At 71.4% G+C, this 22,670-nt stretch carries 20 protein-coding genes and 1 rRNA gene; 16 read left to right on the plus strand and 5 right to left on the minus strand.

Going from position 1 to position 22,670, the window contains the following annotated elements; genetic code table 11:
• The 7 genes from rrf to recN all read left to right on the plus strand — a co-directional run.
• A 5S ribosomal RNA gene (rrf, locus tag AB0M83_RS44650) occupies positions 1 to 91 on the plus strand; the annotation flags it as partial.
• 96 nt (positions 92 to 187) lie between these two features.
• Positions 188 to 2,578, plus strand: a complete 2,391-nt coding sequence (locus AB0M83_RS44655; RefSeq protein ID WP_364527521.1) for a hypothetical protein — start codon at positions 188 to 190, stop codon at positions 2,576 to 2,578.
• Positions 2,571 to 3,536 carry an HAD-IIA family hydrolase gene (locus AB0M83_RS44660; protein ID WP_364527524.1) on the plus strand — a complete coding sequence of 322 codons (966 nt, stop codon included), beginning with the start codon at positions 2,571 to 2,573 and terminating at the stop codon, positions 3,534 to 3,536. Before AB0M83_RS44655 ends, AB0M83_RS44660 begins: the two co-directional genes overlap by 8 nt.
• Positions 3,537 to 3,553: 17 nt before the next feature.
• Positions 3,554 to 3,751, plus strand: coding sequence for a hypothetical protein (locus AB0M83_RS44665; RefSeq protein WP_348956141.1), 198 nt, complete (start codon positions 3,554 to 3,556; stop codon positions 3,749 to 3,751).
• Between the two features lie 5 nt (positions 3,752 to 3,756).
• Complete coding sequence (locus AB0M83_RS44670; RefSeq protein WP_364527527.1) at positions 3,757 to 4,593, plus strand: TlyA family RNA methyltransferase; 837 nt, start codon at positions 3,757 to 3,759, stop codon at positions 4,591 to 4,593.
• A complete protein-coding gene (locus AB0M83_RS44675; RefSeq protein WP_364527530.1) occupies positions 4,590 to 5,516 on the plus strand; it encodes an NAD kinase in 927 nt (308 codons plus the stop codon). The genes AB0M83_RS44670 and AB0M83_RS44675 overlap by 4 nt, the downstream gene beginning before the upstream one ends.
• Before the next feature lie 91 nt (positions 5,517 to 5,607).
• Positions 5,608 to 7,392 carry a DNA repair protein RecN gene (recN, locus tag AB0M83_RS44680; RefSeq protein ID WP_364527533.1) on the plus strand — a complete coding sequence of 595 codons (1,785 nt, stop codon included), beginning with the start codon at positions 5,608 to 5,610 and terminating at the stop codon, positions 7,390 to 7,392.
• Positions 7,393 to 7,516: 124 nt separating this feature from the next.
• On the opposite strand, the gene AB0M83_RS44685 is transcribed toward recN, so the two are convergent.
• The gene (locus tag AB0M83_RS44685) at positions 7,517 to 7,960 is read right to left on the minus strand and encodes a MarR family transcriptional regulator (RefSeq protein WP_364527536.1); all 444 of its coding nucleotides are present in this window, start codon (positions 7,958 to 7,960) and stop codon (positions 7,517 to 7,519) included.
• Positions 7,961 to 8,026: 66 nt separating this feature from the next.
• Between AB0M83_RS44685 and AB0M83_RS44690 the strand changes: the two genes are divergently transcribed.
• From AB0M83_RS44690 to AB0M83_RS44705, 4 genes are all read left to right on the plus strand, one after another.
• Positions 8,027 to 9,013, plus strand: coding sequence for a zinc-binding alcohol dehydrogenase family protein (locus tag AB0M83_RS44690; protein WP_364527539.1), 987 nt, complete (start codon positions 8,027 to 8,029; stop codon positions 9,011 to 9,013).
• The gene (locus tag AB0M83_RS44695) at positions 9,010 to 10,185 is read left to right on the plus strand and encodes a DUF1266 domain-containing protein (RefSeq protein ID WP_364527542.1); all 1,176 of its coding nucleotides are present in this window, start codon (positions 9,010 to 9,012) and stop codon (positions 10,183 to 10,185) included. The genes AB0M83_RS44690 and AB0M83_RS44695 overlap by 4 nt, the downstream gene beginning before the upstream one ends.
• Positions 10,186 to 10,284: 99 nt before the next feature.
• On the plus strand, positions 10,285 to 11,469 hold the full coding sequence (gene steA, locus AB0M83_RS44700; RefSeq protein WP_364527545.1) for a putative cytokinetic ring protein SteA: 1,185 nt from the start codon (positions 10,285 to 10,287) through the stop codon (positions 11,467 to 11,469).
• Positions 11,466 to 12,416 (plus strand): copper transporter, encoded by a 951-nt coding sequence (locus AB0M83_RS44705; protein WP_364527548.1) that lies wholly within the window; start codon positions 11,466 to 11,468, stop codon positions 12,414 to 12,416. The genes steA and AB0M83_RS44705 overlap by 4 nt, the downstream gene beginning before the upstream one ends.
• A 49-nt stretch (positions 12,417 to 12,465) precedes the next feature.
• Here AB0M83_RS44705 and AB0M83_RS44710 read toward each other — a convergent pair whose 3' ends face one another.
• From AB0M83_RS44710 to AB0M83_RS44720, 3 genes are all read right to left on the minus strand, one after another.
• Positions 12,466 to 13,728, minus strand: coding sequence for an alginate lyase family protein (locus tag AB0M83_RS44710; protein WP_364527551.1), 1,263 nt, complete (start codon positions 13,726 to 13,728; stop codon positions 12,466 to 12,468).
• A gap of 93 nt (positions 13,729 to 13,821) precedes the next feature.
• A complete protein-coding gene (locus tag AB0M83_RS44715; RefSeq protein ID WP_364527554.1) occupies positions 13,822 to 14,532 on the minus strand; it encodes an aspartate/glutamate racemase family protein in 711 nt (236 codons plus the stop codon).
• Positions 14,529 to 15,950, minus strand: coding sequence for an NCS1 family nucleobase:cation symporter-1 (locus AB0M83_RS44720; RefSeq protein WP_364527557.1), 1,422 nt, complete (start codon positions 15,948 to 15,950; stop codon positions 14,529 to 14,531). The genes AB0M83_RS44715 and AB0M83_RS44720 overlap by 4 nt, the downstream gene beginning before the upstream one ends.
• Before the next feature lie 212 nt (positions 15,951 to 16,162).
• On the opposite strand from AB0M83_RS44720, the gene AB0M83_RS44725 reads away from it, so the two are divergent.
• A complete protein-coding gene (locus AB0M83_RS44725) occupies positions 16,163 to 16,846 on the plus strand; it encodes a GntR family transcriptional regulator (RefSeq protein ID WP_364527560.1) in 684 nt (227 codons plus the stop codon).
• On the opposite strand, the gene AB0M83_RS44730 is transcribed toward AB0M83_RS44725, so the two are convergent.
• Complete coding sequence (locus tag AB0M83_RS44730; protein ID WP_364527563.1) at positions 16,816 to 17,436, minus strand: DJ-1/PfpI family protein; 621 nt, start codon at positions 17,434 to 17,436, stop codon at positions 16,816 to 16,818. The two genes, AB0M83_RS44725 and AB0M83_RS44730, sit on opposite strands and share 31 nt — an antisense overlap.
• 62 nt (positions 17,437 to 17,498) lie before the next feature.
• Here AB0M83_RS44730 and AB0M83_RS44735 point away from each other — a divergent pair, with 62 nt between their 5' ends.
• The 4 genes from AB0M83_RS44735 to AB0M83_RS44750 all read left to right on the plus strand — a co-directional run bounded on the left by AB0M83_RS44735 (position 17,499) and on the right by AB0M83_RS44750 (position 22,620).
• Complete coding sequence (locus AB0M83_RS44735) at positions 17,499 to 18,830, plus strand: PLP-dependent aminotransferase family protein (protein WP_364527566.1); 1,332 nt, start codon at positions 17,499 to 17,501, stop codon at positions 18,828 to 18,830.
• Between the two features lie 216 nt (positions 18,831 to 19,046).
• On the plus strand, positions 19,047 to 20,204 hold the full coding sequence (locus tag AB0M83_RS44740) for an acyltransferase (RefSeq protein ID WP_364527569.1): 1,158 nt from the start codon (positions 19,047 to 19,049) through the stop codon (positions 20,202 to 20,204).
• 89 nt (positions 20,205 to 20,293) lie between these two features.
• A complete protein-coding gene (locus tag AB0M83_RS44745; RefSeq protein WP_364527571.1) occupies positions 20,294 to 21,994 on the plus strand; it encodes a CTP synthase in 1,701 nt (566 codons plus the stop codon).
• The gene (locus AB0M83_RS44750) at positions 21,991 to 22,620 is read left to right on the plus strand and encodes an NUDIX hydrolase (protein WP_364527574.1); all 630 of its coding nucleotides are present in this window, start codon (positions 21,991 to 21,993) and stop codon (positions 22,618 to 22,620) included. Before AB0M83_RS44745 ends, AB0M83_RS44750 begins: the two co-directional genes overlap by 4 nt.
• The last annotated feature ends 50 nt before the right edge of the window (positions 22,621 to 22,670 follow it).

The raw sequence follows: 22,670 nt of genomic DNA on the forward strand, positions 1-22,670 counted from the left end.
GCCCGGTCCCATTCCGAACCCGGAAGCTAAGCCTGATAGCGCCGATGGTACTGCAACCGAAGGGTTGTGGGAGAGTAGGACACCGCCGAACTTACCTTCCGTACGGCCCGTTAGGATAGCCAGTTGGCTGCCCTAGCGGGCCGTACGCGTATGTCCAGAACAAGATTTTTCCACGGCAGGAGGCCAGGTGTCCGAGTTCGGTCGACGAGACTCAAGCGATGATGGGTCCGGCCGGTCGGCACGCCGGGACGAAGGCTCCCGGGGCCGATCGGACGCACCCGGAGGAGACCGGCGCGGTGCGCGGCAGGACCGCGGCGGCCGCGACAGCGCCCACACGGGCCGGCCACGCCGGGACGACCAGGGAGTCCGCGGCGGCGGCAAGCCCTTCCGCGGCGGCGACGGTCCCCGCGACCGCGATCAGCGCGGAGGATACGCAGGTCAGAGCCGTGACAACGGCCGCACCGGGGACCGCGACGACCGCCGCGGCGGCTACCGCGACTCCGGTGACCGCGCCGGCCGGCCCGGCGGCGGCAGCAAGTTTTCCGGCGGCCCCGCCCGCTCGGGTGGCGGCCGGTTCGACGACCGTGGTGGCAACCGTTCCGGTGGCCGCTCCGAGGATCGTGGTGGCGAGCGCTCGGGCCGCGGGTCCGACGACCGCGGCGACCGTCCCGGCGGCAGCCGGCCCCAGGGCAAGGCGTCGTTCGGTGACCGCAAGCCCCGCTGGGAGGACCGCGGCGGCTCTTCGCGCCGCGACGACGACCGCGGTGCTCGTTCGGGTGGTTTCCGTTCGAACGACCGAGGCGGCAAGGACTCCGGCGGCAGCTACCAGCGCCGCGACGACGACCGCCGCCCGGGCGGCTTCCGGTCCGACGACCGCAACCGCGGCGGCGACTCGCGCGGGTACCAGCGGCGCGACGACGACCGTGGCAGCCGCACCGGTGGTTACAAGTCCGACGACCGTGGTGGCAAGACCGGCGGCTTCCGCTCGGACGACCGCGGTGGCAAGACCGGTGGTTTCCGCTCGGACGACCGCGGTGGCAAGACCGGTGGTTTCCGGTCCGACGACCGTGGCCGCGGTGGCAGCGACCGTCGCGACGACGACCGCGGTAGCCGCACCGGCGGGTACAGCTCGAGCGACCGCGGCCGGGGAAGCGACGACCGTGGCGGCCGCACCGGCGGCTTCCGCTCCGACGACCGCCGCGACGATTCCCGTAGTGGCAGCGGTAGCTACCAGCGCCGGGACAACGACCGAGGCAGCGACCGCCGCGACGATTCGCGCGGTGGCAGCGGTAGCTACCAGCGTCGCGACAACGACCGCAGCAGCGACTCCCGTAGCGGCAGCGGTGGTTACCAGCGTCGGGACAACGACCGCGGTAGCGACCGTCGGGACGATTCCCGTGGTGGCACTGGCAGTTACCAGCGTCGGGACAACGACCGCAGCAGCGACCGCCGCGACGACTCCCGTGGCGGCACCGGTAGCTATCAGCGTCGCGACAGCGACCGTAGTAGCGACTCTCGCGGTGGCAGCGGTGGTAGCGGCAGGTACCAGCGTCGCGACAACGACCGTGGTAGCGACTCTCGTGGTGGCAGCGGTGGCAGCAGCAGTTACCAGCGCCGCGACAACGACCGTGGTAGCGACTCTCGTGGTGGCAGCGGCAGCGGCAGCTACCAGCGCCGTGACGATGACCGCGGTGCCCGGACCGGCGGCAGCTTCGCCGGTTCGAACAAGCAGGGTTCCGACAAGCGGAGCTCGGACAAGCGCGGCAGTGACCGTCCCGCGGGCTGGCGTGAGCCTCGGCCCAAGGTCGGGTCCGCGCTCGACGACGAGGCCCTCGCCAAGGAGCTCCTCGAAGCGCCGGAGCTGCCGGAGGACATCGAGTTCTCCGACCTCGACGAGGAAGCCCGCCGTGAGCTGAGGACCCTTCCCAAGGGCCTGGCCGACACCGTCGGGAAGCACCTCGTCGCCGCCGGGAACCTCATCGACAGCGATCCCGAGGCCGCGCTCGAGCACGCCAAGTACGCCAAGGCCAAGGCCTCGCGCGTGCCGATCGTGCGGGAGGCGCTCGGCCTGGTCGCCTACCATGCCGGCAACTGGTCGGAAGCCCTTTCCGAGCTGCGGGCCGTCCGGCGGATGACCCGCACCGACGACCACATCGCCATCATCGCCGACGCCGAGCGCGCGCTGGGCCGGCCCGAACGCGCTCTCGACCTCGCGAAGGAGGCCGACAAGGCCACCTTGAGCAAGGCCGTCCAGGTCGAGCTCGCGATCGTCGCGGCCGGGGCGCGGCGGGACCTCGGGCAGCTCGATGCCGCCGTCGTCTCGCTGCAGAGTGACGACCTCAAGGCCGAGAAGCGCGATCCGTGGAGCGCGCGGCTCTTCTACGCCTACGCCGACAACCTCGCGGCCGCCGGGCGCAAGGACGACGCCATCCGCTGGTTCCTCAACGCGGCCGAGGCCGACGCGGAGGACGAGACCGACGCCTCCGAGCGCGCCGCGGACCTGGCCAACGAAAAGAACGACAACACCGAGAAGACCGAGAAGACCGAACAGAAGGACACCGAAGACGCGGATGAGTGACGCCCTGCTCGCGGCCTACGACGCGATCCTGTTCGACCTCGACGGCACCGTCTACCACGGCGCCCGGGTGATCCCGGGCGCCCCGGAGACGGTCCGGGCCGCGCGTAAGCACGGCACGCCCGTCCGGTTCGTGACGAACAACGCGTCGAAGGCCCCGGGCGAGGTCGTCGACCACCTCACCGGCCTCGGCATGCCCGCCGGCGCCGATGAGGTGCACACCAGCGCCCAGGCCGGGGTCCAGCTGCTCGGGGAACGCCTCGAGGCCGGCGCCGAGGTCCTCGTCGTCGGCACGGAGTCGCTGGCCGCCGAGGTCGCCGGCGCCGGGCTGAAACCGGTGCGGGAGAACGGCGACGGCGTCCGGGCGGTCGTCCAGGGCCACTCGCCGGACAACACCTGGGCCGCGCTGGCCGAAGCCTGCCTGGCCATCCGCGCGGGCGCGCTCTGGGTGGCCTGCAACGTCGACGCCACCCTGCCCAGCGAGCGCGGGCTGCTGCCCGGCAACGGGTCGATGGTGGCCGCCCTGCGCACCGCCACCGACGTCGAACCGCTCGTCGCCGGGAAGCCGCAGCCGCTGCTGTTCGAAACCGCGGCGAAGTCCGCCGGTGCGGAGCATCCACTCGTCGTCGGTGACCGGCTGGACACCGACATCGCCGGCGCGGTCGCCGCGGGCATCGACTCGCTCGTCGTCCTGTCGGGCGTCGCGACGCCGAAGCAGCTGATCGAGGCCATCCCGGCCGAGCGCGCCATCTACCTCGCCGAGGACCTCACGGCGCTCGAAGAAAAAGCCGAGGACCTGAGGATCGGCCCGCGCCCGGGCTGGACCGTGACCGTGGAGAACAACACCCTGGAAGCAACCGGCGAGGGCGACGCTTTGGACCTGCTCCGCGCGCTCTGCCACACGGCCTGGGAGACCGGCGTCACCGAACTCGGCGAGCGCGCCAAGGCGAAGCTCGCCTGACTGATACCGTTTGTGCCGTGCAGGACCACCCGTACCCCGTGCCGGGCCCACCGCCCGGTGCGTTCTCGCAGCAGACCGACCCGCGGGCCGGCATCGACGAAGCCGTCGCCGGCCTGGACGACCTCGACGCGCTGCCGCTCGCGGAGCACGTCGAGCGCTTCGACGCCGTGCACACCGAGCTGACGGTCGCCCTCTCCAGCATCGACAAGGTCTGACCACGGTGCCCAAGCGGGCGCGCCTCGACGCGGAACTGGTTCGGCGCGGCCTCGCCCGGTCGCGTGAACAGGCCTCGGCCCTCATCACCGGCGGCAAGGTCACCGTGCGCGGCATGGTCGCGAGCAAGCCCGCCACGGGCGTGGAATCCGACGCGCCCATCGTGGTCCGCGACGAGGACGACCCGGGCTGGGCTTCCCGGGGCGCGCACAAACTGCTCGGCGCGTTGGAAGCGTTCACGGACCTGAGCGTCGAGGGCAAGCGTTGTCTCGACGCGGGCGCCTCCACCGGCGGCTTCACCGACGTCCTCCTGCGGAACGGCGCCGCGACCGTGATCGCCGCCGACGTGGGCCGCGGCCTGCTCGACTGGCGGATCCGCACCGACGAGCGGGTAGTCGTCATGGACCGCACCAATGTTCGCAACCTCTCTCCCGACGACCTGGGCGGCCAGGTCGACCTCGTCGTCGGTGATCTCTCCTTCATCTCGCTGAAGCTCGTGCTGCCCGCGCTCGCCGCCTGCGCGCGCGACGGCGCCGACCTGGTGCCGATGGTGAAACCGCAGTTCGAAGTGGGCAAAGACCGGCTCGGCAGCGGCGGCGTCGTCCGCGACCCCGAGCTGCGCGCCGAGTCGGTGCTCTCCGTCATCGACGAGGCCGCGAAGCTGGGGCTGGCGCTGCGCGGCGTCACCGCGAGCCCGCTGCCCGGGCCGTCCGGGAACGTCGAGTACTTCGTGTGGCTGGCGAAAGAACACGTGGCCGAGTCCACTGTGTCCACTGTCGGCACGGTAGACAGGTCTGAGGCCGAGCGGCTCGTCCGAACCGCCGTCGAGGAAGGGCCCGCATGACCACCGAACGTGAAGTTCTCCTCATGGTGCACCCCGATCGCGAAGCGACGGGCGAGGCCGCGCGCGAGGTCTCGGCGCGCTTCGCCAAGGCCGGCATCCGGATCCGGGTGATCGAGGAAGACGTCTGCGCGCTCATCAACCCGGACCGCCACGGCGTCGGGTCGTCCTGCACGGTCGTCGACCCCGACGACAACCCCGCCGACGGCGTCGAGCTGGTGTTCGTCCTCGGCGGCGACGGCACGCTGCTGCGCGCGGCCGAGCTGGCCCGCCCGGCCGGGGTGCCGGTGCTCGGCGTGAACCTCGGGCGCGTCGGCTTCCTCGCCGAAGCCGACTCGGACGCGCTGGCCGACACCGTGCAGCGCGTCGTCGACGGCGACTACCAGGTCGAAGAGCGGATGACCATCGACGTCACGGTCACCCACGACGGTGCCGAGGTCGCCCGCACCTGGGCGCTCAACGAGGCCAGCGTCGAGAAGAGCACGCGCGAGCGGGTCCTCGACGCGCTCATCGAGGTCGACGGCCGGCCGGTGTCCGCCTTCGGCTGCGACGGTGTGCTGTGCGCCACACCGACCGGTTCGACCGCGTACGCGTTCTCGGCGGGCGGCCCGATCATCTGGCCGGACGTCCAGGCGCTGCTGGTGGTGCCGAGCAACGCGCACGCGATGTTCGCGCGGCCGCTGGTCGTCTCGCGGAACTCGGTGATCACCGTCGGGATCGACCCCGACGGCTCGTCCGCCGTCTTGACCTGCGACGGCGGCCGGCTCATCGAGCTGCCGCCGGGCGCCCGGGTGCGCGTGACGTGCGGCAGGACCCCGGTCCGGCTGGTCCGGCTGTGGGACGGCCCCTTCACCGACCGGCTGGTGCAGAAGTTCTCGCTCCCGGTGAAGAGCTGGCGTGAACGCCACGCACGCCCCTGCGAGTAAGGGACCGCTCGGCGATCCATTCGAACATATCGGCGACTCGCCGGGGTCCCGCGCGCGCAGAGTGTCGGTGGGGGCCGCTACGGTAGGCGGCGTGCTGGCCGAGATGCGCATCCAGGGCCTCGGAGTCATCGAGGACGCCCTGCTGGAACTGCACGCGGGCTTCACCGTCGTCACCGGTGAGACGGGTGCGGGAAAGACCATGGTCGTCACCGGGCTGCACTTGCTGTCCGGGGGCCGAGCCGAAGTGTCCAAGGTCCGGACGGGGATGCTCAAGGCGTTCGTGGAAGGACGGTTCACCTATTCCGGCGTCGAAGGCGCCGAACGGATCGTCACCGAGTCGGGTGCCGACGTCGACGAGGACGGCAGCGTCATCGCGCTGCGGGCCGTCGCCGTCGACGGGCGCTCGCGCGCCCACCTGGGCGGCCGGTCGGTGCCGGTCGGCGTGCTCGCGGAGCTGTCCGAACAGCTGATCGCGGTGCACGGGCAGAACGACCAGCTGCGGCTGCTGCGCCCGAGCGAGCAGCGCGACGTGATCGACCGGTTCGCCGGCGACGCGGTGGGGAAGCCGCTGAGCGCGTACCGCGAGGTCCGGTCCGAGTGGCTGGCGGTGATCGCCGAGCTGACCGAGCGGTCGACCCGCTCGCGGGAGATGGCCCAGCAGGCCGACCTGCTCAAGCACGGGCTCACCGAGATCGACGCCGTCGCGCCGGAACCGGGCGAGGACGTCGAGCTCACCGCCCAGATCAAGCGGCTCGCGGCGGCCGACGAGCTGCGCGCGGCCGCGTCCGAGGCGCACGTCGCGCTGTCGGGCTCGCCGGACGGCGACCCGGACGTCCCGAGCGCGATGGGGCTGGTCTCCGAAGCGCTCCGGCGGCTCTCGACGTCCGAAGACGGCGTGCTGCGCGAGCTGGCGCCGCGGCTCGAGGAGGCGTCGGTGCTGCTGACCGACGTCGGGGCCGAGCTGGGCAACTACGTGGAGACGCTCGACGCCGACCCGGCGCTGCTGGAGAAGGTGCTGGCGCGCCAGGGCGACCTCAAGCGGCTGACCCGCAAGTACGCGGCGGACGTCGACGGCGTGCTCACCTGGGCCGACGACGCCCGGCGCCGCCTGGCGTCGATGGACACGTCGGAGGAGGCGCTCTCCGAGCTGGCGCTGCGTCGCGACCAGCTCGCGGTGCAGCTGGCCGCGCACGCCGCCGAGGTGTCGGCCGCGCGCGAGAAGGCGGCGGCCGAACTGGCGGCGGAGATCACGCGCGAACTTTCGGGCCTGGCGATGGGCCAGGCCGCGATCGAGGTGACGGTCGAACAGCGTCCCGCCGAGCACGGCGACACGCACGCGCTGACCCTCGACGGCCGCGCGGTGCACGCGGGCCCGGACGGCGTCGACGACGTCGAGCTGCTGCTGCGGGCCCACGACGGCGCGCCGCCGCTGCCGGTGCACAAGGCCGCGTCGGGGGGTGAGCTGTCGCGGGTGATGCTCGCGATCGAGGTCGTCCTCGCGCACGCGGACACGGTGCAGACGCTGGTCTTCGACGAGGTCGACGCCGGGGTCGGCGGCCGCGCCGCGATCGAGATCGGCCGCCGGCTGGCCCGGCTGGCACGGACCCACCAGGTCCTGGTGGTGACGCACCTGCCGCAGGTCGCGGCGTTCGCCGACCAGCACCTGGTGGTGGACAAGGGCCACAGCGGCGGCGTGACGCGCAGCGGGGTCAAGAACCTCAGCCAGGCCGAGCGGGTCAACGAGCTCGCGCGGATGCTCGCCGGGATGGACGACACGGAGACGGGCCGCGCGCACGCCGAGGAGCTGCTGGCCACGGCGGAGAAGGCCAAGGCCGAACCCGCCCCGAAGCCCAAGCGGGGCAGCAAGAAGAAGTAGGGCTGGCTTCGCGGCCCGGGAGGGCGCAGGGGCGGGTCCGCCGGGGCCCGGAGGTCTTGAATGAGTCATTCAAGACCTCCGAAGACCTGAATGACTCATTCGGGACATCGCGGTGGGGGTGCGCTCAGTCCTCCAGGTCCGCGGTGATGCCGCGGAACACCTCCGCCAGCGTTCGCGCCTGCTCCTGACTGACGTGGCCGGCGAAGTGGCGCTCAACCCCGCGCAGGTGCGTCGGCCAGGCGTTCTCCAGCGCCGCGAGCCCCGCGGGTGTCAAGACCACCAGCGTGGACCGTCGGTTCGCCGGGTCCACCTCGCGGCGCGCGTAGCCGTCCCTCTCCAAGCCGTCCACCACGCGCGTCAAGCCGCTGGTGCTGTGCACCAACGCGTCCGCCAGCTCCTTCATGTGCAGCCGGCGGTCCGGCGCCTCCGAGAGCTGGACCAGCGCGTCGTACGTCCGGTGCGTCATGCCGTGCTCGGCTCGCAGCTCGGCGTCCAGCACCCTCAGCAGCAGCGCCGACGAACGCAGGAACCCCCGCCACGCGGCGTCGTGTTCTCGGGACAGGCTCACTCCAGGAATACTACTCGTGCGGACAGTTGTTGTGCGGACTGTCCGCAAGCGAAGAAAGGACCTGCGATGCGCGCGGTAGTACTCCGAGAACCCGGTCCCGTCGAGAACCTCGAGCTGACGGAACTCCCGCTGCCGGAGCCGGAACCGGGGTGGGTGCGGATCGCCGTCCGGGCGTTCGGCCTCAACCGGTCCGAGCTGCACACCCGCCTGGGCCTGGCCGACGGCGTAACCTTCCCGCGCGTGCCCGGCATCGAGGCGGTCGGGGTCGTCGATGCCGGTGACGGTTTCGAACCCGGGCAGCAGGTCGCCACCATGATGGGCGGGATGGGCCGCACCTTCGACGGCGGCTACGCCGAATACACCGTCGTGCCGAAGAGCCAGGTCATTCCCTTCGAAAGCGCTTTGCCCTGGGAAGTCATCGGCCAGGTCCCCGAGACGCTGCAGACCGCGTACGGCTCGCTCACCACCGGGCTGGACCTGCGCGAAGGACAGGCCCTGCTGATCCGCGGCGGGACGTCCGCGCTCGGGTTCGCCACCGCGGCCCTGGCGAAAGACCTCGGGGCCACCGTCTTCGCCACCACCCGGCAGCCGGACCGGCTCGCGGTCCTGCGCGACCACGGCGTCGACCACCCCCTGCTCGACGACGGCGACGTCGCGGAACAGGTCCGAAAGATCGTGCCCGAAGGCGTCGACGCGGCCCTCGAACTCGTCGGGACGCCGACCCTGCCGGACACCCTGAAGGCCACCCGGGTGCACGGCACCGTCTGCTTCACCGGCATGTTGTCGAATCAGTGGACGATCTCGAACTTCTATCCGATCGGCTACCTTCCCGCCGGGGTGCGGTTGACCGCTTATGGTGGTGAGGCGGACGACCTGCCCGCCTCCGTCCTCCAGCGTCACCTCGATCGGATCGCCGCCGGCGAAGCGAGCCTCGGCCCGGCGAAGGTGTACGCGATGACGGAGATCCGGCAGGCGCACGACGACTTGGAACACAACCGGACGGCGGGCAAGCTCGTCGTACTGACCGGCCCAGCGGAGGGAGCCGCCCCGTGATCCTGCCGCCGCCCGCCGACGTCGAAGCCCAGCTGGCCGCCGCCCGCCGCGACGGCGACCTCGACCGCTACCTCGGCCTGCTGGCCGGGGAAGAGCTGTTCGTCCCGATCCGGCGGGTGGACGCCCACAGCATCCTCGACGAGCGGGCGGAGACCTTCCCCAACGTCTACTTCGAGACGGGCGGCGACGAGTTCCTGCAGGTCTTCACCCGCGGCGCGCTGCCCGACCTCGGCTCGGACGTCGTCGCCATGAGCGGCGCGCTGGACTGGGCGGTCGACGGCGTCGGGCGGCACGAGCGGGTCGTGTTCAACCGCGGCACCCGCGGCGAGTGGCGGCTGCCGGGCGCGACCCTGCAACCGTGGCTGGACGCGCACAAGGACGACGTGACGCCGCTGGAAGAGCAGGTCGAGCGGCTGATCACCGCACCGTACGGGCACCTCGAGGGGCCGATCGCGCACGCGCTGGCCTGCGGCGCGCACCTGGCGGTGCTCAACGCGGCGCCGTGGAACGTGCTCGACGCGCGCCGCCACGACTACGTCGCCGAGGTGCGGGGCCTGCGGGACTGGTGGGGCGTGCCGGACCCGCCCGGCTGGCGCGCGACGATGGCCGACCTGATCGGCGACGGCTACGCGCTGACGCCCGGCAACCTCGTGCTCATGCTGCGCCTGCGGTTCGCCGCCGAGTACGGCCTGACGAGCGGCGAGTTCGATCCGCTGACCTGGGTGGAGCTGGTGGACCGGTGGTGCGCGGAGAACGACGCCGAGGACCAGGCCGCCGAGCTGCGGGACACCGTCCGCCGGGTGTCGCGCTGCGAGCAGCGCCTGCGTGCCGACGGCCTGGTGGCCGCGGACGGGTTCGTCACGACGGCGCTGTCGTGGGACGTGGGCCGCGCGGTCAACATCGCCCGGTGGGGTCTCGCGGCCGGTTATTGTGACGCGCTGACAGCGGAACTGATGGTGCTCGAAGCCGGTTCGCTCGCTCGCCGCTACCACCAGTCATGGGCCGACCTCTCGGCCGGGTACGTCATGGGCCGCGTGCTGCACGCCGAGGACGACGAGTTCGGCGAGTGGTATTCGGCGGCCGTGCGAGTCCACCACCAGCTCCTTCAGGACCCGGCGAGCCCCTGGGTGAACCTCGGTTTCGGGTCGCTTTCGGAGGAGTCGGAGGCCTGACCCGCGCGGGGGATGCGCGACCCGGCTCACCACAACGAGTCACGCCTGCTACGGCGTGGCGTCCGTTGTCCCACGGGCAAATTTGTCACCATCGGCCACATGAAGCTCACCGGCCTGCTCACGCGGAACCAAGAACCCCTCCCGGGGATCACCGGGGTCGCGCGGGTCGACCGCCGCACCCGGGAGCTGCTGCGCCGGATCAGTCCGGGCGACATCGTCGTGCTCGACCAGCTGGACCTCGACCGCGCGACGGCCGACGCCCTGGTCGAAGCCGAGGTCGCCGGCGTGGTCAACGCGTCGCCGTCGATCTCCGGCCGGTTCCCGAACATGGGCCCCGAGATCCTCGTCGCGGCCGGCGTCCCGCTGGTCGACTCGGTCGGCGGCGAACTGCTGCGCACCATCAAGGACGGCACGAAGCTGCGGCTGCACGACGGCGTCGTGTACGTCGGCGAGCGCCAGGTCGCCTCCGGCATCGAGCAGACCGCCGACAGCGTCGCGGACCAGATGATCGAGGCCAAGGCCGGGATGTCGACGCAGCTGGAGGCGTTCTCCGCCAACACCATCGAGTTCCTGCGCCGTGAGCGCACGCTGATCCTCGACGGCGTCGGCGTGCCGGAGCTGAAGGTCGCGATCCGCGACCGGCACGTGCTGGTCGTCGCGGGCGGCAACGGGCACGCCGAGGACCTGAAGAAGCTCAAGAAGTACATCGCCGAGCACCGGCCGGTGCTGGTCGGCGTCGACGCGGGTGCCGACACCCTGCGCGTGCAGGGCTACACGCCGGACATCATCGTCGGCGACCCCACCGGCATCGGCACCACCACGCTGCGCGGCGGCGCCGAGGTCGTGGTGCCCGCGCAACCCGATGGGCACGCGCCGGGGGTCGAGCGGATCCAGGACCTCGGCATCGGCGCGGTGACGTTCCCGGCGTCGGGCAACGCCGAGGATCTCGCGCTGCTGCTGGCCGACGCGCACGGCGCGACCCTGGTCGTCACGGTCGGCTTCCAGGCCACCCTGCGCGAGTTCCTCGACCACGGCCGGTCCGGGTCGAACCCGTCGACGTTCCTGACCCGGCTGAAGCTCGGCACGAAGCTCGTCGACGGGAAGGCGGTGGCGACGCTGCACCGCAGCCGGGTGTCGATCGGCGCGGTCGTGCTGCTCGTGCTCGCCGCGGTCGTGGTGGTCGCCGCGGCCCTGCTGGTGTCGGACGTGGGCTCGGTCTACCTGGACTGGCTCCGGCACACCTGGAATTCGCTCGCCGCCTGGGTCAAGGGATTGTTCACGTGATTTCGCTGCGCTACCACGTCGTTTCCATCGCCGCCTGCTTCCTGGCGCTGGCCGTCGGGGTCGTCCTCGGCTCGACCGCGCTGAACGGCACGCTGCTGTCCGGCCTGGCGGGGGAGAAGAAGGACCTCGGCAGCCAGGTCTCCGACCTCGAAGCGCAGCGCAACGCGCTCAACGCCCGGCTGGCCGACGCGGACGCGTTCGCCGGCGCGATGGGGCCCAAGGTCGTCGCCGGGGCACTGGACAAGCGGACGGTGGTGCTCGTGACCACCGAGGACGCGCGCCCGGCCGACCGGGACGCGCTGAAGCAGCTGATCGGCCAGTCCGGCGCCACGGTGACCGGTGAGGTGCAGCTGACGGCCGCGTTCGCCGACCCGGAGAAGGCCGACCAGCTCCGCGACGTCGTCACGCGCCTGCAGCCCGCCGGGTCGAAGTTCCCGACCGCGGGCGACTCCGGCACGCTCGCCGGCGCGCTGCTCGGTTCGGTGCTGCTGCTGGACAAGACCACCGCGAAGCCGCAGTCCTCGGGCGAGGAGCTGGCGGCCGCGATCGGCGGGCTCACCGACGGCGGGTTCGTCAAGGCGGGCCAGGAGGTCAAGCCGGCGCAGCTGGCGGTCGTGCTGACCGGGGGCCAGGCGACCGGCGACAGCGCGGGCGACCGCGCGGCCACGATCGCCCGGTTCGCCACGCAGCTCGACCGCGGTGGCGCGGGCACGGTCCTGGCCGGCGACGCCGGTTCCGCCGAGGGGACGGGCGCGCTGGGCGTGGTCCGCGCGGACACGTCGGCGACGTCGATCCTGTCCACTGTGGACAACGTGGACTCGTCGGCCGGGCGGGTGAGCACGGTGCTGGCGTTGAAGGAACAGCTCGACGGCGCCGCGGGCCGCTACGGCATCGCGGGCAACGCGACGGCCCCCGCGCCGGGCGTCGGCGCCCCCAACGGCAACTGACGTCGTGAGTGAGAAACAGCGTGCTAACCCTGTTTCTCACTCACGACGCTTACTTGAGGGGCGGGTCCAGGGGGAAGCAGGAGACCCGGACCGGCCACGTGTCGCCGCCGGCGGGCAGCGGCATCTGCTTCAACGCCGCCGCCGCGTCGGAGTCGTGCGCCTCCTCCGCCGCGGCGTGGAAGATGTCCGCCGCGATCGACTGGTCGAACACGCCGATCTGCTGGTGCGGCCAGCCCGCGGCGCCGTGCAGCGCGCCGGGGATCAGCTGGTCGACGACGTTCCGCAGGGTCACGCCGTTCGGTGCCCGGTACTTCCAGACGTCGATGCCGAGGTTCTTCCCGAGCTCCGCCATCCGGCCCCACGCGGTGAGGTTGAAGTTGACGTAGTGCCACGACATTGTGCGTGACAGCTCGAGCTGCTGGCTGCCGTCGGCGGCGAACTGCACGGGGAACCGGTTCTTCTCGGCGTCGAGGACGATCTTGCGCGCGGTGTCGCGATGACCCAGATAGGCCGCGATCGTCGCGTTCTGCAGGTCGAGGAACGTGCCGTGGTTGTTGGTGGCGGCCAGTTCCAGCTTCGCCTGCGGGCTCGTCCGCATCCAATCCAGGTACTGCGTCAGCCACGCCTTGATCCCGGAGCGGTCCTTCCCGGACCAACCCGGGGCGCCGCTGTCGAGGAGCGCGAACGTGTCGAGCAACTGGCTGAACGACTGCGTCGAGTCGATGATCCCGGTGCCGCTGATCGTGGTCCGGCACGGGATGATCTGCGAGAAAGTCATGTTCGGGTTCATCTTGGTGGCCGGGTCGAGGAACCACGTCCGGATGTCCAGAGCCGCGCGCTTCGCGTACTTCGCGTCGCCGGTGTAGTACCAGGCGAGCGAGAGGTAGTACATCGCGTCCCAGGCCCACATCCGGTAGGTGTGGTCGGTGATCGCGTCGGCTTCCGGGTTGCGCTGGCCGTCCTTGTTGACGTATGGGCAGCCCTGCGGGTTCTCCGGGGTCTTTTCACTCGCCCACCAGTACGGGGCCTGGCTCAGGTAGTCGTGCTTGTCGCCGCTCGGGGGCGTGGCCGGCTTGTCCATCACCGACCACGGCCCGGCCGTCAGCGCCGTGTTCGCCTTGTCCAGCACCACTTTCAGCGCGTCACGCTGGGCCCGGGACGCGTGGCCGCCGCGCAGCGCCTGCTTGATCCCCGCCAGCTTCGCCCCGTCGGTGATGACGGTGCGCGGTGGCGACGCGGCCACCGCCGTCCCGCTCACCGGGACCAGGAGCATGCTCGCCGACACCGCCAGCGCGCCCAGAACCCTTCGCACTTCGACCGCCCTTCACGGGGACGTCAGAATCCCCACGTCGTCACCGGGCGGCGGTACGGCTGGGGGGATTCTGACGTCCCGGCAAGGCGGGTGTCAATCGGTCGGCCAGGTGCGGCGCTTGTCCAACGGACGCGCGTACGACCCGGCGCGGCTCGTCTTCAATCCCAGCGCCACCAGCGACTCCGCCAGCCGGACCGCCGCGGCGACGCCGTCGATCACCGGGATGTCCAGCATCGTCGAGATCTTCCGGTCGAGGCCCGTCATCCCGGCGCAGCCGAGCACCAAGACCTCCGCTCCGGCGTCCCGCGCACGACGGCCGGCGGTCAGCAGTGCCGACTCCGTCCGGCGTTCGTCGGTCAGCTCCAGCACGCCGAGCCCGGCGCCGGTGACCGTGACGCAGTTCTGCGCGACGCCGGCCGCGTGCAGGCTGTCCTCGATCAGCCCGCACGTCCGGTCCAAAGTGGTCACCACGCCGTAGCGGCGGCCGAGCAGGCAGGCCAGGTGCGCGGCCGCTTCGGTGATGTCGACGACCGGGACGTCCAGCAGCTCGCGCGCACCCTCCCGGCCGTGCTCGCCGAAGCCCGCGAGCACGACCGCGTCGAACGGCTCTTCCAGGCCGCGCAACAGATCCAGCACCGCCGCGGCGGACAGGAAGCTGTCCAGCCAGCCTTCCGCGGACTCCGGTCCCCAGCGAGGCGTCCTCGCCAGGACCTCGGTGCCGGGGCTCGCGGCCGCGCGGGCCCCGGCTTCGATCTCCTTCGTCATCGCTTCGGTGGTGTTGCAGTTGGTGACGACGATCCTCATCGGTGCTTCCTCGAGACCGCGTAGTACAGCAGCGCCGACGAGGCCGTGCCGATGAACCACGAGTACGGCGCGGCCGGGGCGAAGAACGGCACCAGCGCGATCACCGCGGCGAGCGCGGCGGTCGGGAAGAACGTCACCAGCGCGCGCGGGTTCACGCGGGGATAGCTCCCGCCGTCGACGAACAGCTGCGCGACGTCGACCTTGCCGCGCCGGATCAGGTAGTAGTCGACGATCATGATCCCGAACAGCGGCCCGAGGAACGCGCCGAGCCCGCCGAGGAAGTAGTTGACCACCGTCGGCGAGGAGTACAGCTTCCACGGCAGCACGCACAGCGCCGCGACCGCGCTGATCATCCCGCCGATGGTGAACGTGATCCGCTTCGGCCAGATGTTCGCCAGATCGTAGGCGGGGGAGACGAAGTTCGCGACGATGTTCACGCCCATGGTGGCGATGGCGAAGGTCAGCGCGCCGATGATGAGCACCGGCGTGTTGTGCACCTTGGCCAGCAGCTCGGCCGGGTCGGTGATCGCCTCGCCGAACACCTGCATGCTGCCCGCGGTGACGACGACCGACAGCAGCGCGAACGCCGTCGAGTTGATCGGCAGTCCCCAGAAGTTGCCGCGCCGCACGGTCTTCTGGTCCGGGGCGTTGCGCGAGAAGTCGCAGAAGTTGAGCATCAGCGTGCCGTAGGTGGCCAGGATCAGCCCGGCCGCGCCGAACCACTGGCGGATCTGCTCGCCGGTGGACAGCTGCTTCGGGCTGCTGGTGAAGGAGATGTTCCAGTGGCCGGCGGCGAGGATCCACACCGCGAGGGCGATCATCACGACCCAGATCGCCGGGCCGCACCAGTCCTGGAACTTGCGGATCGACTCCATGCCGCGGGTCAGGATCAGCGCCTGGGCCGCCCAGAGGGCGATGAAACAGATCCAGCCGAGCGCGTGCAGGCCGAGGAAACCGTGTTCGGTCAACGGTTTCAGGCCCGGGTCGATGGTGAGCACGAGCAGCGTGATGGCCACGCTCGCGAGGTAGGTCTGGATGCCGTACCAGAAGATCGCGATGACCGCGCGGATCAACGCGGGCAGGTTGGCGCCGAACGTGCCGAAGCTGATCCGCGCGACGACGGGGAACGGGACGCCGGTGCGCTGCCCGATCCGGCCCATCAGGTTCATGCCGGCGTAGATGATCACGAAGCCGAACAGCAGGGCGGTGAACACCTGCCAGGCCGAGAGGCCGAGCACGAACAGGCCGGCCGCGAAGGTGTAGTTGCCGAGGTTGTGCACGTCCGACATCCACAGCGCGAAGATGTCGTAGACCTTCCAGCGGCGGTCCTTCGCCGGGGCGAGGTCTTCGTTCCAGAGCCGGGGATCCGGCGGCGCGGTCGTCTCTTGCTGGGAATCGGTGAGCGGGGCGGCGGTCAAGGCGGGCCTCCGATCGACGGATGCTTTCGGGGGTTCCGGGTGGCGGAGCCCCCGGCCGGGGCGAAGCCCCGCGTGTCACAGTGCAGCGACGGCGATTTGGGATACCAAAATTTGGCATCCCAAATATCACCCCGATGTCCGCCCTCGTCAACCCTCCGGTCGTTAAACTCGAGTTACAGAAGGTTGCGTAACCTTCTGTGAGAGGGGAGTCGGTGACAACGGCGAGCGAACGGCAACCTCTCGCCGCCACCCGGCAGCGGGTGCGCGACGAGCTGCGCGAACGGATCCTGACCGGCCGCCTGCGTCCCGGCGACCGGCTGGTCGAGCGCGAGCTGGCCGAAGACCTCGGGGTCTCCCGCGTCCCGGTGCGAGAAGCCATTCGCAGCCTCGAGGCCGAGGGCTTCCTCGTCGAGCAGTCGGCGCGCCGGATCGTCGTGCGGCAGCTCGCGCGCGTCGATGTCGAGGAGCTGTTCGACGTCCGGGAGGCCCTCGAAGGACTCGCCGCGGGGCGCGCCGCCGAACGGGCGGGCGCGCCGGAGCTGAAGCGGCTCGAGCGGATGCTCGCCGACGCCGCCCGCGCGACGGCCCGCGGGGACGCGGCCCGGATCACCGTGCTCAACTCGCGCTTCCACGACGAGATCGTCGCCCTCGCGGGCAACACCCTGCTGACGACGATGCTGCAGCCGTTGCAGGGCAGGCTCCGCTGGCTCACGAGCCAGAACGAGCACTGGACCGAGCTGCTCGACGAGCACCGCCGGCTCTACGAGGCGATCGCGTCGGGCGACGCGGACCGTGCGCACGCCGAAGCCGTCGAGCACGTGCGGGTCAACCGTGAGGTGACGCTGAAGTCCCTCTTCGGCACCGATCAGGCGGAGATCGCGGCCGGCTCGAGGTAGGGCGTCACGTTCCGCAGGGCGCGTTCGACGTACTCGTCCTTCTCGCCGACGGGCGCGACGTAGTGCATGGCGTGCTCGGCGGCTTCGAGGCCGCGGAGCCGGGCGAGGACCCACGTCGCGAGGTAGGCCGAGGCCAGGCAGCCGCCGGCGGTGGCGAGCGTGCCGCGGGCGAAGAACGGCTGGTTCAGCACCTCGACGCCGGCCGCGAGGACCCACGGCTTGGTGGTCAGGTCGGTGCACGCGGGCACGTCGTGGAGCAGCCCCAGCCTGGCCAGGACGAGCGTGCCGGAGCACTGCCCGGCGAGCAGCTGCCGGGCCGGGTCGAGCCCGGCCAGCGCGGCCGTGATCGCCGGGTCCTCGACGACCTCGCGGGTCTTCGAGCCGCTGCCGACGATCACGGCGTCGGCCGTGCAGGCCTCCTCGAGGCCGATCATGGCGTCGATCGTGACGCCGTTCATCGACGTCACCCGCGGCGTGGGGCTCGCGATCGACACGCGCCAGCCGGGCTCCTTGATCCGGTTGAGCATGCCGAGCGCGATGAGCGAGTCGAGTTCGTTGTAGCCGTCGAAGGTCAGGATCGCGGTGTGCATGACCGCACGCTAAGACGGCCGAGGCAGGACAGTCCACAAATTGTCCTGCCTACAATCGCGGCGTGCGGGTGCCGAAGTACAAGGTCGTCGTGGACGCGTTCGCGGCGAAGATCCGCGGCGGGCAGTGGCCGGCCGGGACGCGGCTGCCCACGCACCGCCGGCTCGCGGCCGACGAGGGCATCGCCGTCGTGACGGCGTCCCGCGTCTACGCCGAACTCGAAGCGATGGGGCTGGTCAGCTGCGAGCAGGGGCGAGGGACGTTCGTCCGCGACCTGGCCGCCGGCGACGGCGCCGACGAACGAGCCGTCGCCGCCGACGCCGTCGACCTGAGCTTCAACTCGCCCTCGATCCCCGGTCAGGCCGACCTGCTCCGCCAGGCGCTGCGGGATCTCGCCACGGCCGGCGACCTCGACGCGCTGCTGCACTACCAGCCCCATCGCGGGCGTGCCGAGGACCGGGCCGCCGTCGCCCGCCACCTGCGCCGGCGCGGGCTCGACGTCGGGCGCGAACGCGTGCTGATCGTCGACGGCGCGCAGCACGGCCTGGCGGTGACGGCCATGGCGCTGCTGCGGGCCGGTGACGTCGTCGCGGTGGACGCCCTCACCTACCCGGGGTTCCGGGTGCTCGCGCGCACGCTCGGGCTCGACCTCGCCCCGCTGCCGGTGACCGCCGACGGCCCCGACCTCGACGCGCTCGACCGGCTGTGCCGCCGTCGCCGGGTCCGCGCGGTGTACGCGATGCCGACCCTGCACAACCCGCTGGGCTGGGTGCTCACCGCCGGGCAGCGCACGCGGCTCGTCGCAATCGCCCGGCAGCACGGCGCGACGATCATCGAGGACGCGTCGTACGCCTACCTCGCCGAGGATGCGCCGCCGCCGTTGGCGGTGCTCGCGCCGGAGACCACCGTCTACGTCTCGGGGCTGTCGAAGAGCGTCGCGACGGGGCTGCGCGTCGGGTTCGTCGCCGCGCCGAGCGATCTCGTCCCGGCGCTCGAGAGCGCGATCCGGGCCACGACGTGGAACACGCCCGCCCTGACCGCGGCCATCGCGCGCCGGTGGCTCGACGACGGTACCGTCGGGCGCTGGGAAGCCCGGAAGCGTCAAGACGGGCGACAACGGCAGGCCCTCGCCTCGGAGGTGCTGGCCGGGCTTCCGTGGACCGGGCACCCGACGTCGTACTTCCGGTGGCTCCCGCTCGCCCGCGACTCCCGGCCGGACCGCATCGTCGCGGCGCTGGCCCGGCGGCGGGTCGCGGTCGCCACGGCCGAGCCGTTCGCGACGACGCCGGCGGTGCCGCAGGCCCTCCGGCTGGCCCTGGGCTCGGTGGGACACGCCGAACTCCGCGACGCGCTCGCGGCGGTCCGGCAGGAGGTCGAGCGGGATGTTTCCCGCTGATCACGGCCAGATGACGAAGGTCACGCTCGGTACCGGAGAGCTTACGTATTAACATGATCGACGGGTCCGCGCTCCATGAGCGGGAGTGGCATATCCAACAGCCCACGAGGCCTCCGCCAACAGGCGCTTCCCAGTGCCTTCATGGGAAATTCACAGAATGGGTGGCAAGTCTGACAACGTGAACCACGCCGACGACGGTGCCGGAACGGCGGCACGATGACGACTGCCCAGGCCACTCTCGAAGCTCCCTCCCGGATCCCGAGACCGGGTGGGAAAGCGCCGTACCTGCACCAGATCGACCTGTTCCGGCTGGTCACGTTCGCGTGCGTGATCCTCATCCACGTGGTCGGCGCGACGAACTTCGCGCAGGACGTCGGCGCCAACGCCGTCGAGACGCCGCTGCACTTCACGCGGGAGGCGTTCTTCGCGCTGACCGGGTTCGTGCTGGTGTTCCAGAACCGCGGCCGCGAGATCACCCCCGGCGACTTCTGGCGCCGGCGGCTGCCGCTGGTCGCGACGCCGTACCTGGCGTGGTCGATGTTCTTCTGGGCGTTTTCGCTGGTCACCGGCACGCAGCAGCCGGGCTCGCTCGAGGCGTCGATGCGCCTGCTGCTCAAGGACCTCGTCACCGGCGGCGCCTGGTACCACCTGTACTTCCTGCTGGTGACGATGCAGGTGTACCTGCTGTTCCCGGTGCTGATGAAGCTGCTGCGGGCGACCGAGGGCAAGCACAAGTGGCTGCTGCTGGGCAGCGGGGTGCTGCAGGTCGGCGTCACGCTGTTCATGACGTACCAGCCGTTCGGCGTCGGCTACGAGACCATCACCCACCTGTACGCCACGGTGCTGCCGTACCAGTTCTACACGCTGTTCGGCGCCCTGGTGGCCATGCACTTCGAGGCCGTGCACGCCTGGGTCGGCCGGCACCGGCTGCTGCTGGGCGGCGCGCTCGTGGCGGTGCTGGCCGGCACCGAGTGGTACTACCTCCGGACCGTCCACAGTGGAACGTTCCCGCAGGTGGCCAGCGACCCGTTCCAGCCGTACCTGATCCCGTGGTTCCTCACGGTCATCGCGGCGATCTACGCGTTCACGACGTGGTGGGCCGCGCGGCGCCGCGAGGGTGGCCGGGGTGCCCGGCTGGTCTCCTGGGCGGCGAACCGGTCGTTCAGCATCTTCCTGGTCCACCCGCTCGCGCTGGCGTTCCTCGGGCCGGTGATCCCGCACGTGGCCGAACGCTTCGGCGCGCCCTGGCTGAGCGTGATCATCTACTTCGGCACGATCGCGCTGACGATCGTGATCGTCGAGGTGCTGCGTCGCCTGCCGGGCAGCCAGGCGCTGACCGGCCGGCCCCGGCTGCGGCTCGCGAAGGCCGTCTGACTCACCCCGCCGGGTGGTCAAGGGCACAAAAGGCAGTTCGGGCATGTCCCGCCGCGCGGATCCGGAGTCTTCGGATATGCTGGCGGCCCGTGGGACTTCAGTCGCGGGCTACCAAGTACGTATTTGTCACCGGAGGCGTCGCCTCCTCTCTGGGTAAGGGACTCACGGCTTCGAGCCTGGGCCAACTCCTTACCGCGCGCGGGCTTCGCGTCACGATGCAGAAGCTCGATCCGTACCTCAACGTCGATCCCGGGACGATGAACCCGTTCCAGCACGGTGAGGTGTTCGTCACCGACGACGGCGCCGAGACCGACCTCGACATCGGGCACTACGAGCGCTTCCTCGACCGCGACCTCGACGGCAAGGCCAACGTCACGACCGGCCAGGTCTACTCCGAGGTGATCGCCAAGGAACGCCGCGGCGAGTACCTCGGCGACACCGTCCAGGTCATTCCGCACATCACCGACGAGATCAAGTCCCGGATCACCGCGGCCGCCGAACCCGACGAGGCCGGCCAGACGCCGGACGTCGTCATCACCGAGGTCGGCGGCACGGTCGGCGACATCGAGTCCCTGCCGTTCCTGGAGGCCTGCCGCCAGGTCCGCCACGACGTCGGCCGCGACCACTGCTTCTTCCTGCACGTCTCGCTGGTGCCGTACCTGGCGCCCTCGGGCGAGCTCAAGACGAAGCCGACCCAGCACTCGGTCGCCGCGCTGCGCAACATCGGCATCCAGCCGGACGCGCTGGTCTGCCGGGCCGACCGCGAGATCCCGGAGGATCTCAAGCGCAAGATCGGCCTGATGTGCGACGTCGACAACGAGGCCGTCATCGCCTGCCCGGACGCGCGGTCGATCTACGACATCCCGAAGGTGCTGCACCGCGAGGCGCTCGACGCCTACGTCGTCCGCCGCCTCGGGCTGCCGTTCCGCGACGTCGACTGGACGGTGTGGGGCGACCTGCTCGACCGGGTGCACAACCCGAGCGAGGTCGTGCGGATCGCGGTCGTCGGCAAGTACATCGACCTGCCGGACGCCTACCTGTCGGTCACCGAGGCCCTGCGCGCGGGCGGGTTCGCCCACCGCGCCAAGGTCGAGATCGTCTGGGTCGCCTCCGACGACGCGCAGACCGCGTCCGGTGCGGCGTCCGTGCTGTCCGATGTGGACGGTGTGCTGATCCCGGGCGGGTTCGGCATCCGCGGCATCGAGGGCAAGGTCGGCGCGATCGAGTACGCCCGCACCCGAGGGGTGCCGCTGCTCGGGCTGTGCCTCGGCCTGCAGTGCATGGTCATCGAGGGCGCCCGGCACCTGGCCGGCATCACCGACGCCGGGTCGTCGGAGTTCGACGAGAACACCAAGCACCCGGTGATCTCGACGATGGCCGACCAGCGCGACGTCGTCGCGGGGGAGCGGGACATGGGCGGCACCATGCGCCTGGGCGCCTACCCGGCGAAGCTCAAGCCGGGTTCGCAGGTCGCCAAGGCGTACGGCACCACCGAGGTGTCCGAGCGGCACCGGCACCGCTACGAGGTGAACAACGCCTACCGCAAGCAGCTCACCGACGCCGGCTTGGTGTTCTCCGGCACGTCGCCGGACGACCGCCTGGTCGAGTTCGTCGAGCTGCCGGCCGACGTCCACCCGTTCTTCGTCGGTACCCAGGCGCACCCCGAGCTCAAGAGCCGCCCGACCCGGCCGCACCCGCTGTTCAGCGCGTTCGTCAAGGCCGTCGTGGACCGCAAGGTCGCCGAGCGGCTGCCGGTCGAGCTGCCCGAAGCCCCGGTGGCGGCCCGATGAGCGCGCCGGGCGAGCACGAGTTCAGCGTCGCGTCCAGCCGGGACGTCCACATCGGACGCGTCGTCGGCCTGCGGATCGACGACGTCGTGATGCCGGGCGGCGACACCGCGGTCCGCGAGGTGATCGAGCACCTCGGCGCGGTCGCGATCGTCGCGCTGGACGACGAGCAGCAGGTCACGCTCATCCACCAGTACCGCCACCCGCTCGGGAAACGGCTGTGGGAGCTGCCGGCGGGGCTGATCGACCACGTCGGCGAAGACCCGGTCGGCACGGCCAAGCGGGAGCTCGTCGAAGAGGCCGGCCTGGCCGCCGCGGACTGGGTGACCCTGGTCGACGTCGCGGCGTCGCCCGGCTTCACCGACGAGGTCGTGCGGGTCTTCCTGGCCCGCGGACTGTCCGATGTGGACCGTGACGTGCTCGGCGAGGAGGAGGCGGACCTGGTCATCCGCAAGTTCCCGCTCGCCGAGGCCGTGCGGATGGCGCTGGCGGGCGAGCTGGTGAACGGCGCCACGGTGTCCGGCGTGCTGGCCGCGCACGCGGTGCTCTCGGGCTCGGCTCCGGCCCGCCCGGCGGACGCCCCGTGGGAAGACCGCCCGACGGCGTTCGCCAAGCGCAAGCAGTCCTGACCCCCGAAGCGCCCCAATGTGGCGTTCGGTGCGTGGGACGCACCGAACGC

The organism is Amycolatopsis sp. NPDC051106, from assembly GCF_040682775.1.
In the GTDB taxonomy this organism is placed as follows: Bacteria; Actinomycetota; Actinomycetes; order Mycobacteriales; family Pseudonocardiaceae; genus Amycolatopsis.

Bases quoted from the DNA above. Each gene is read 5' to 3' on its own strand.
- steA (WP_364527545.1), top strand. From the start codon at position 10,285: ATGAAGCTCACCGGCCTGCTCACGCGGAACCAAGAACCCCTCCCGGGG.
- AB0M83_RS44675 (WP_364527530.1), top strand. From the start codon at position 4,590: ATGACCACCGAACGTGAAGTTCTCCTCATGGTGCACCCCGATCGCGAA.
- AB0M83_RS44730 (WP_364527563.1), bottom strand. From the start codon at position 17,436: ATGCACACCGCGATCCTGACCTTCGACGGCTACAACGAACTCGACTCG.
- AB0M83_RS44715 (WP_364527554.1), bottom strand. From the start codon at position 14,532: ATGAGGATCGTCGTCACCAACTGCAACACCACCGAAGCGATGACGAAG.
- AB0M83_RS44660 (WP_364527524.1), top strand. From the start codon at position 2,571: ATGAGTGACGCCCTGCTCGCGGCCTACGACGCGATCCTGTTCGACCTC.
- AB0M83_RS44740 (WP_364527569.1), top strand. From the start codon at position 19,047: ATGACGACTGCCCAGGCCACTCTCGAAGCTCCCTCCCGGATCCCGAGA.
- AB0M83_RS44750 (WP_364527574.1), top strand. From the start codon at position 21,991: ATGAGCGCGCCGGGCGAGCACGAGTTCAGCGTCGCGTCCAGCCGGGAC.
- AB0M83_RS44690 (WP_364527539.1), top strand. From the start codon at position 8,027: ATGCGCGCGGTAGTACTCCGAGAACCCGGTCCCGTCGAGAACCTCGAG.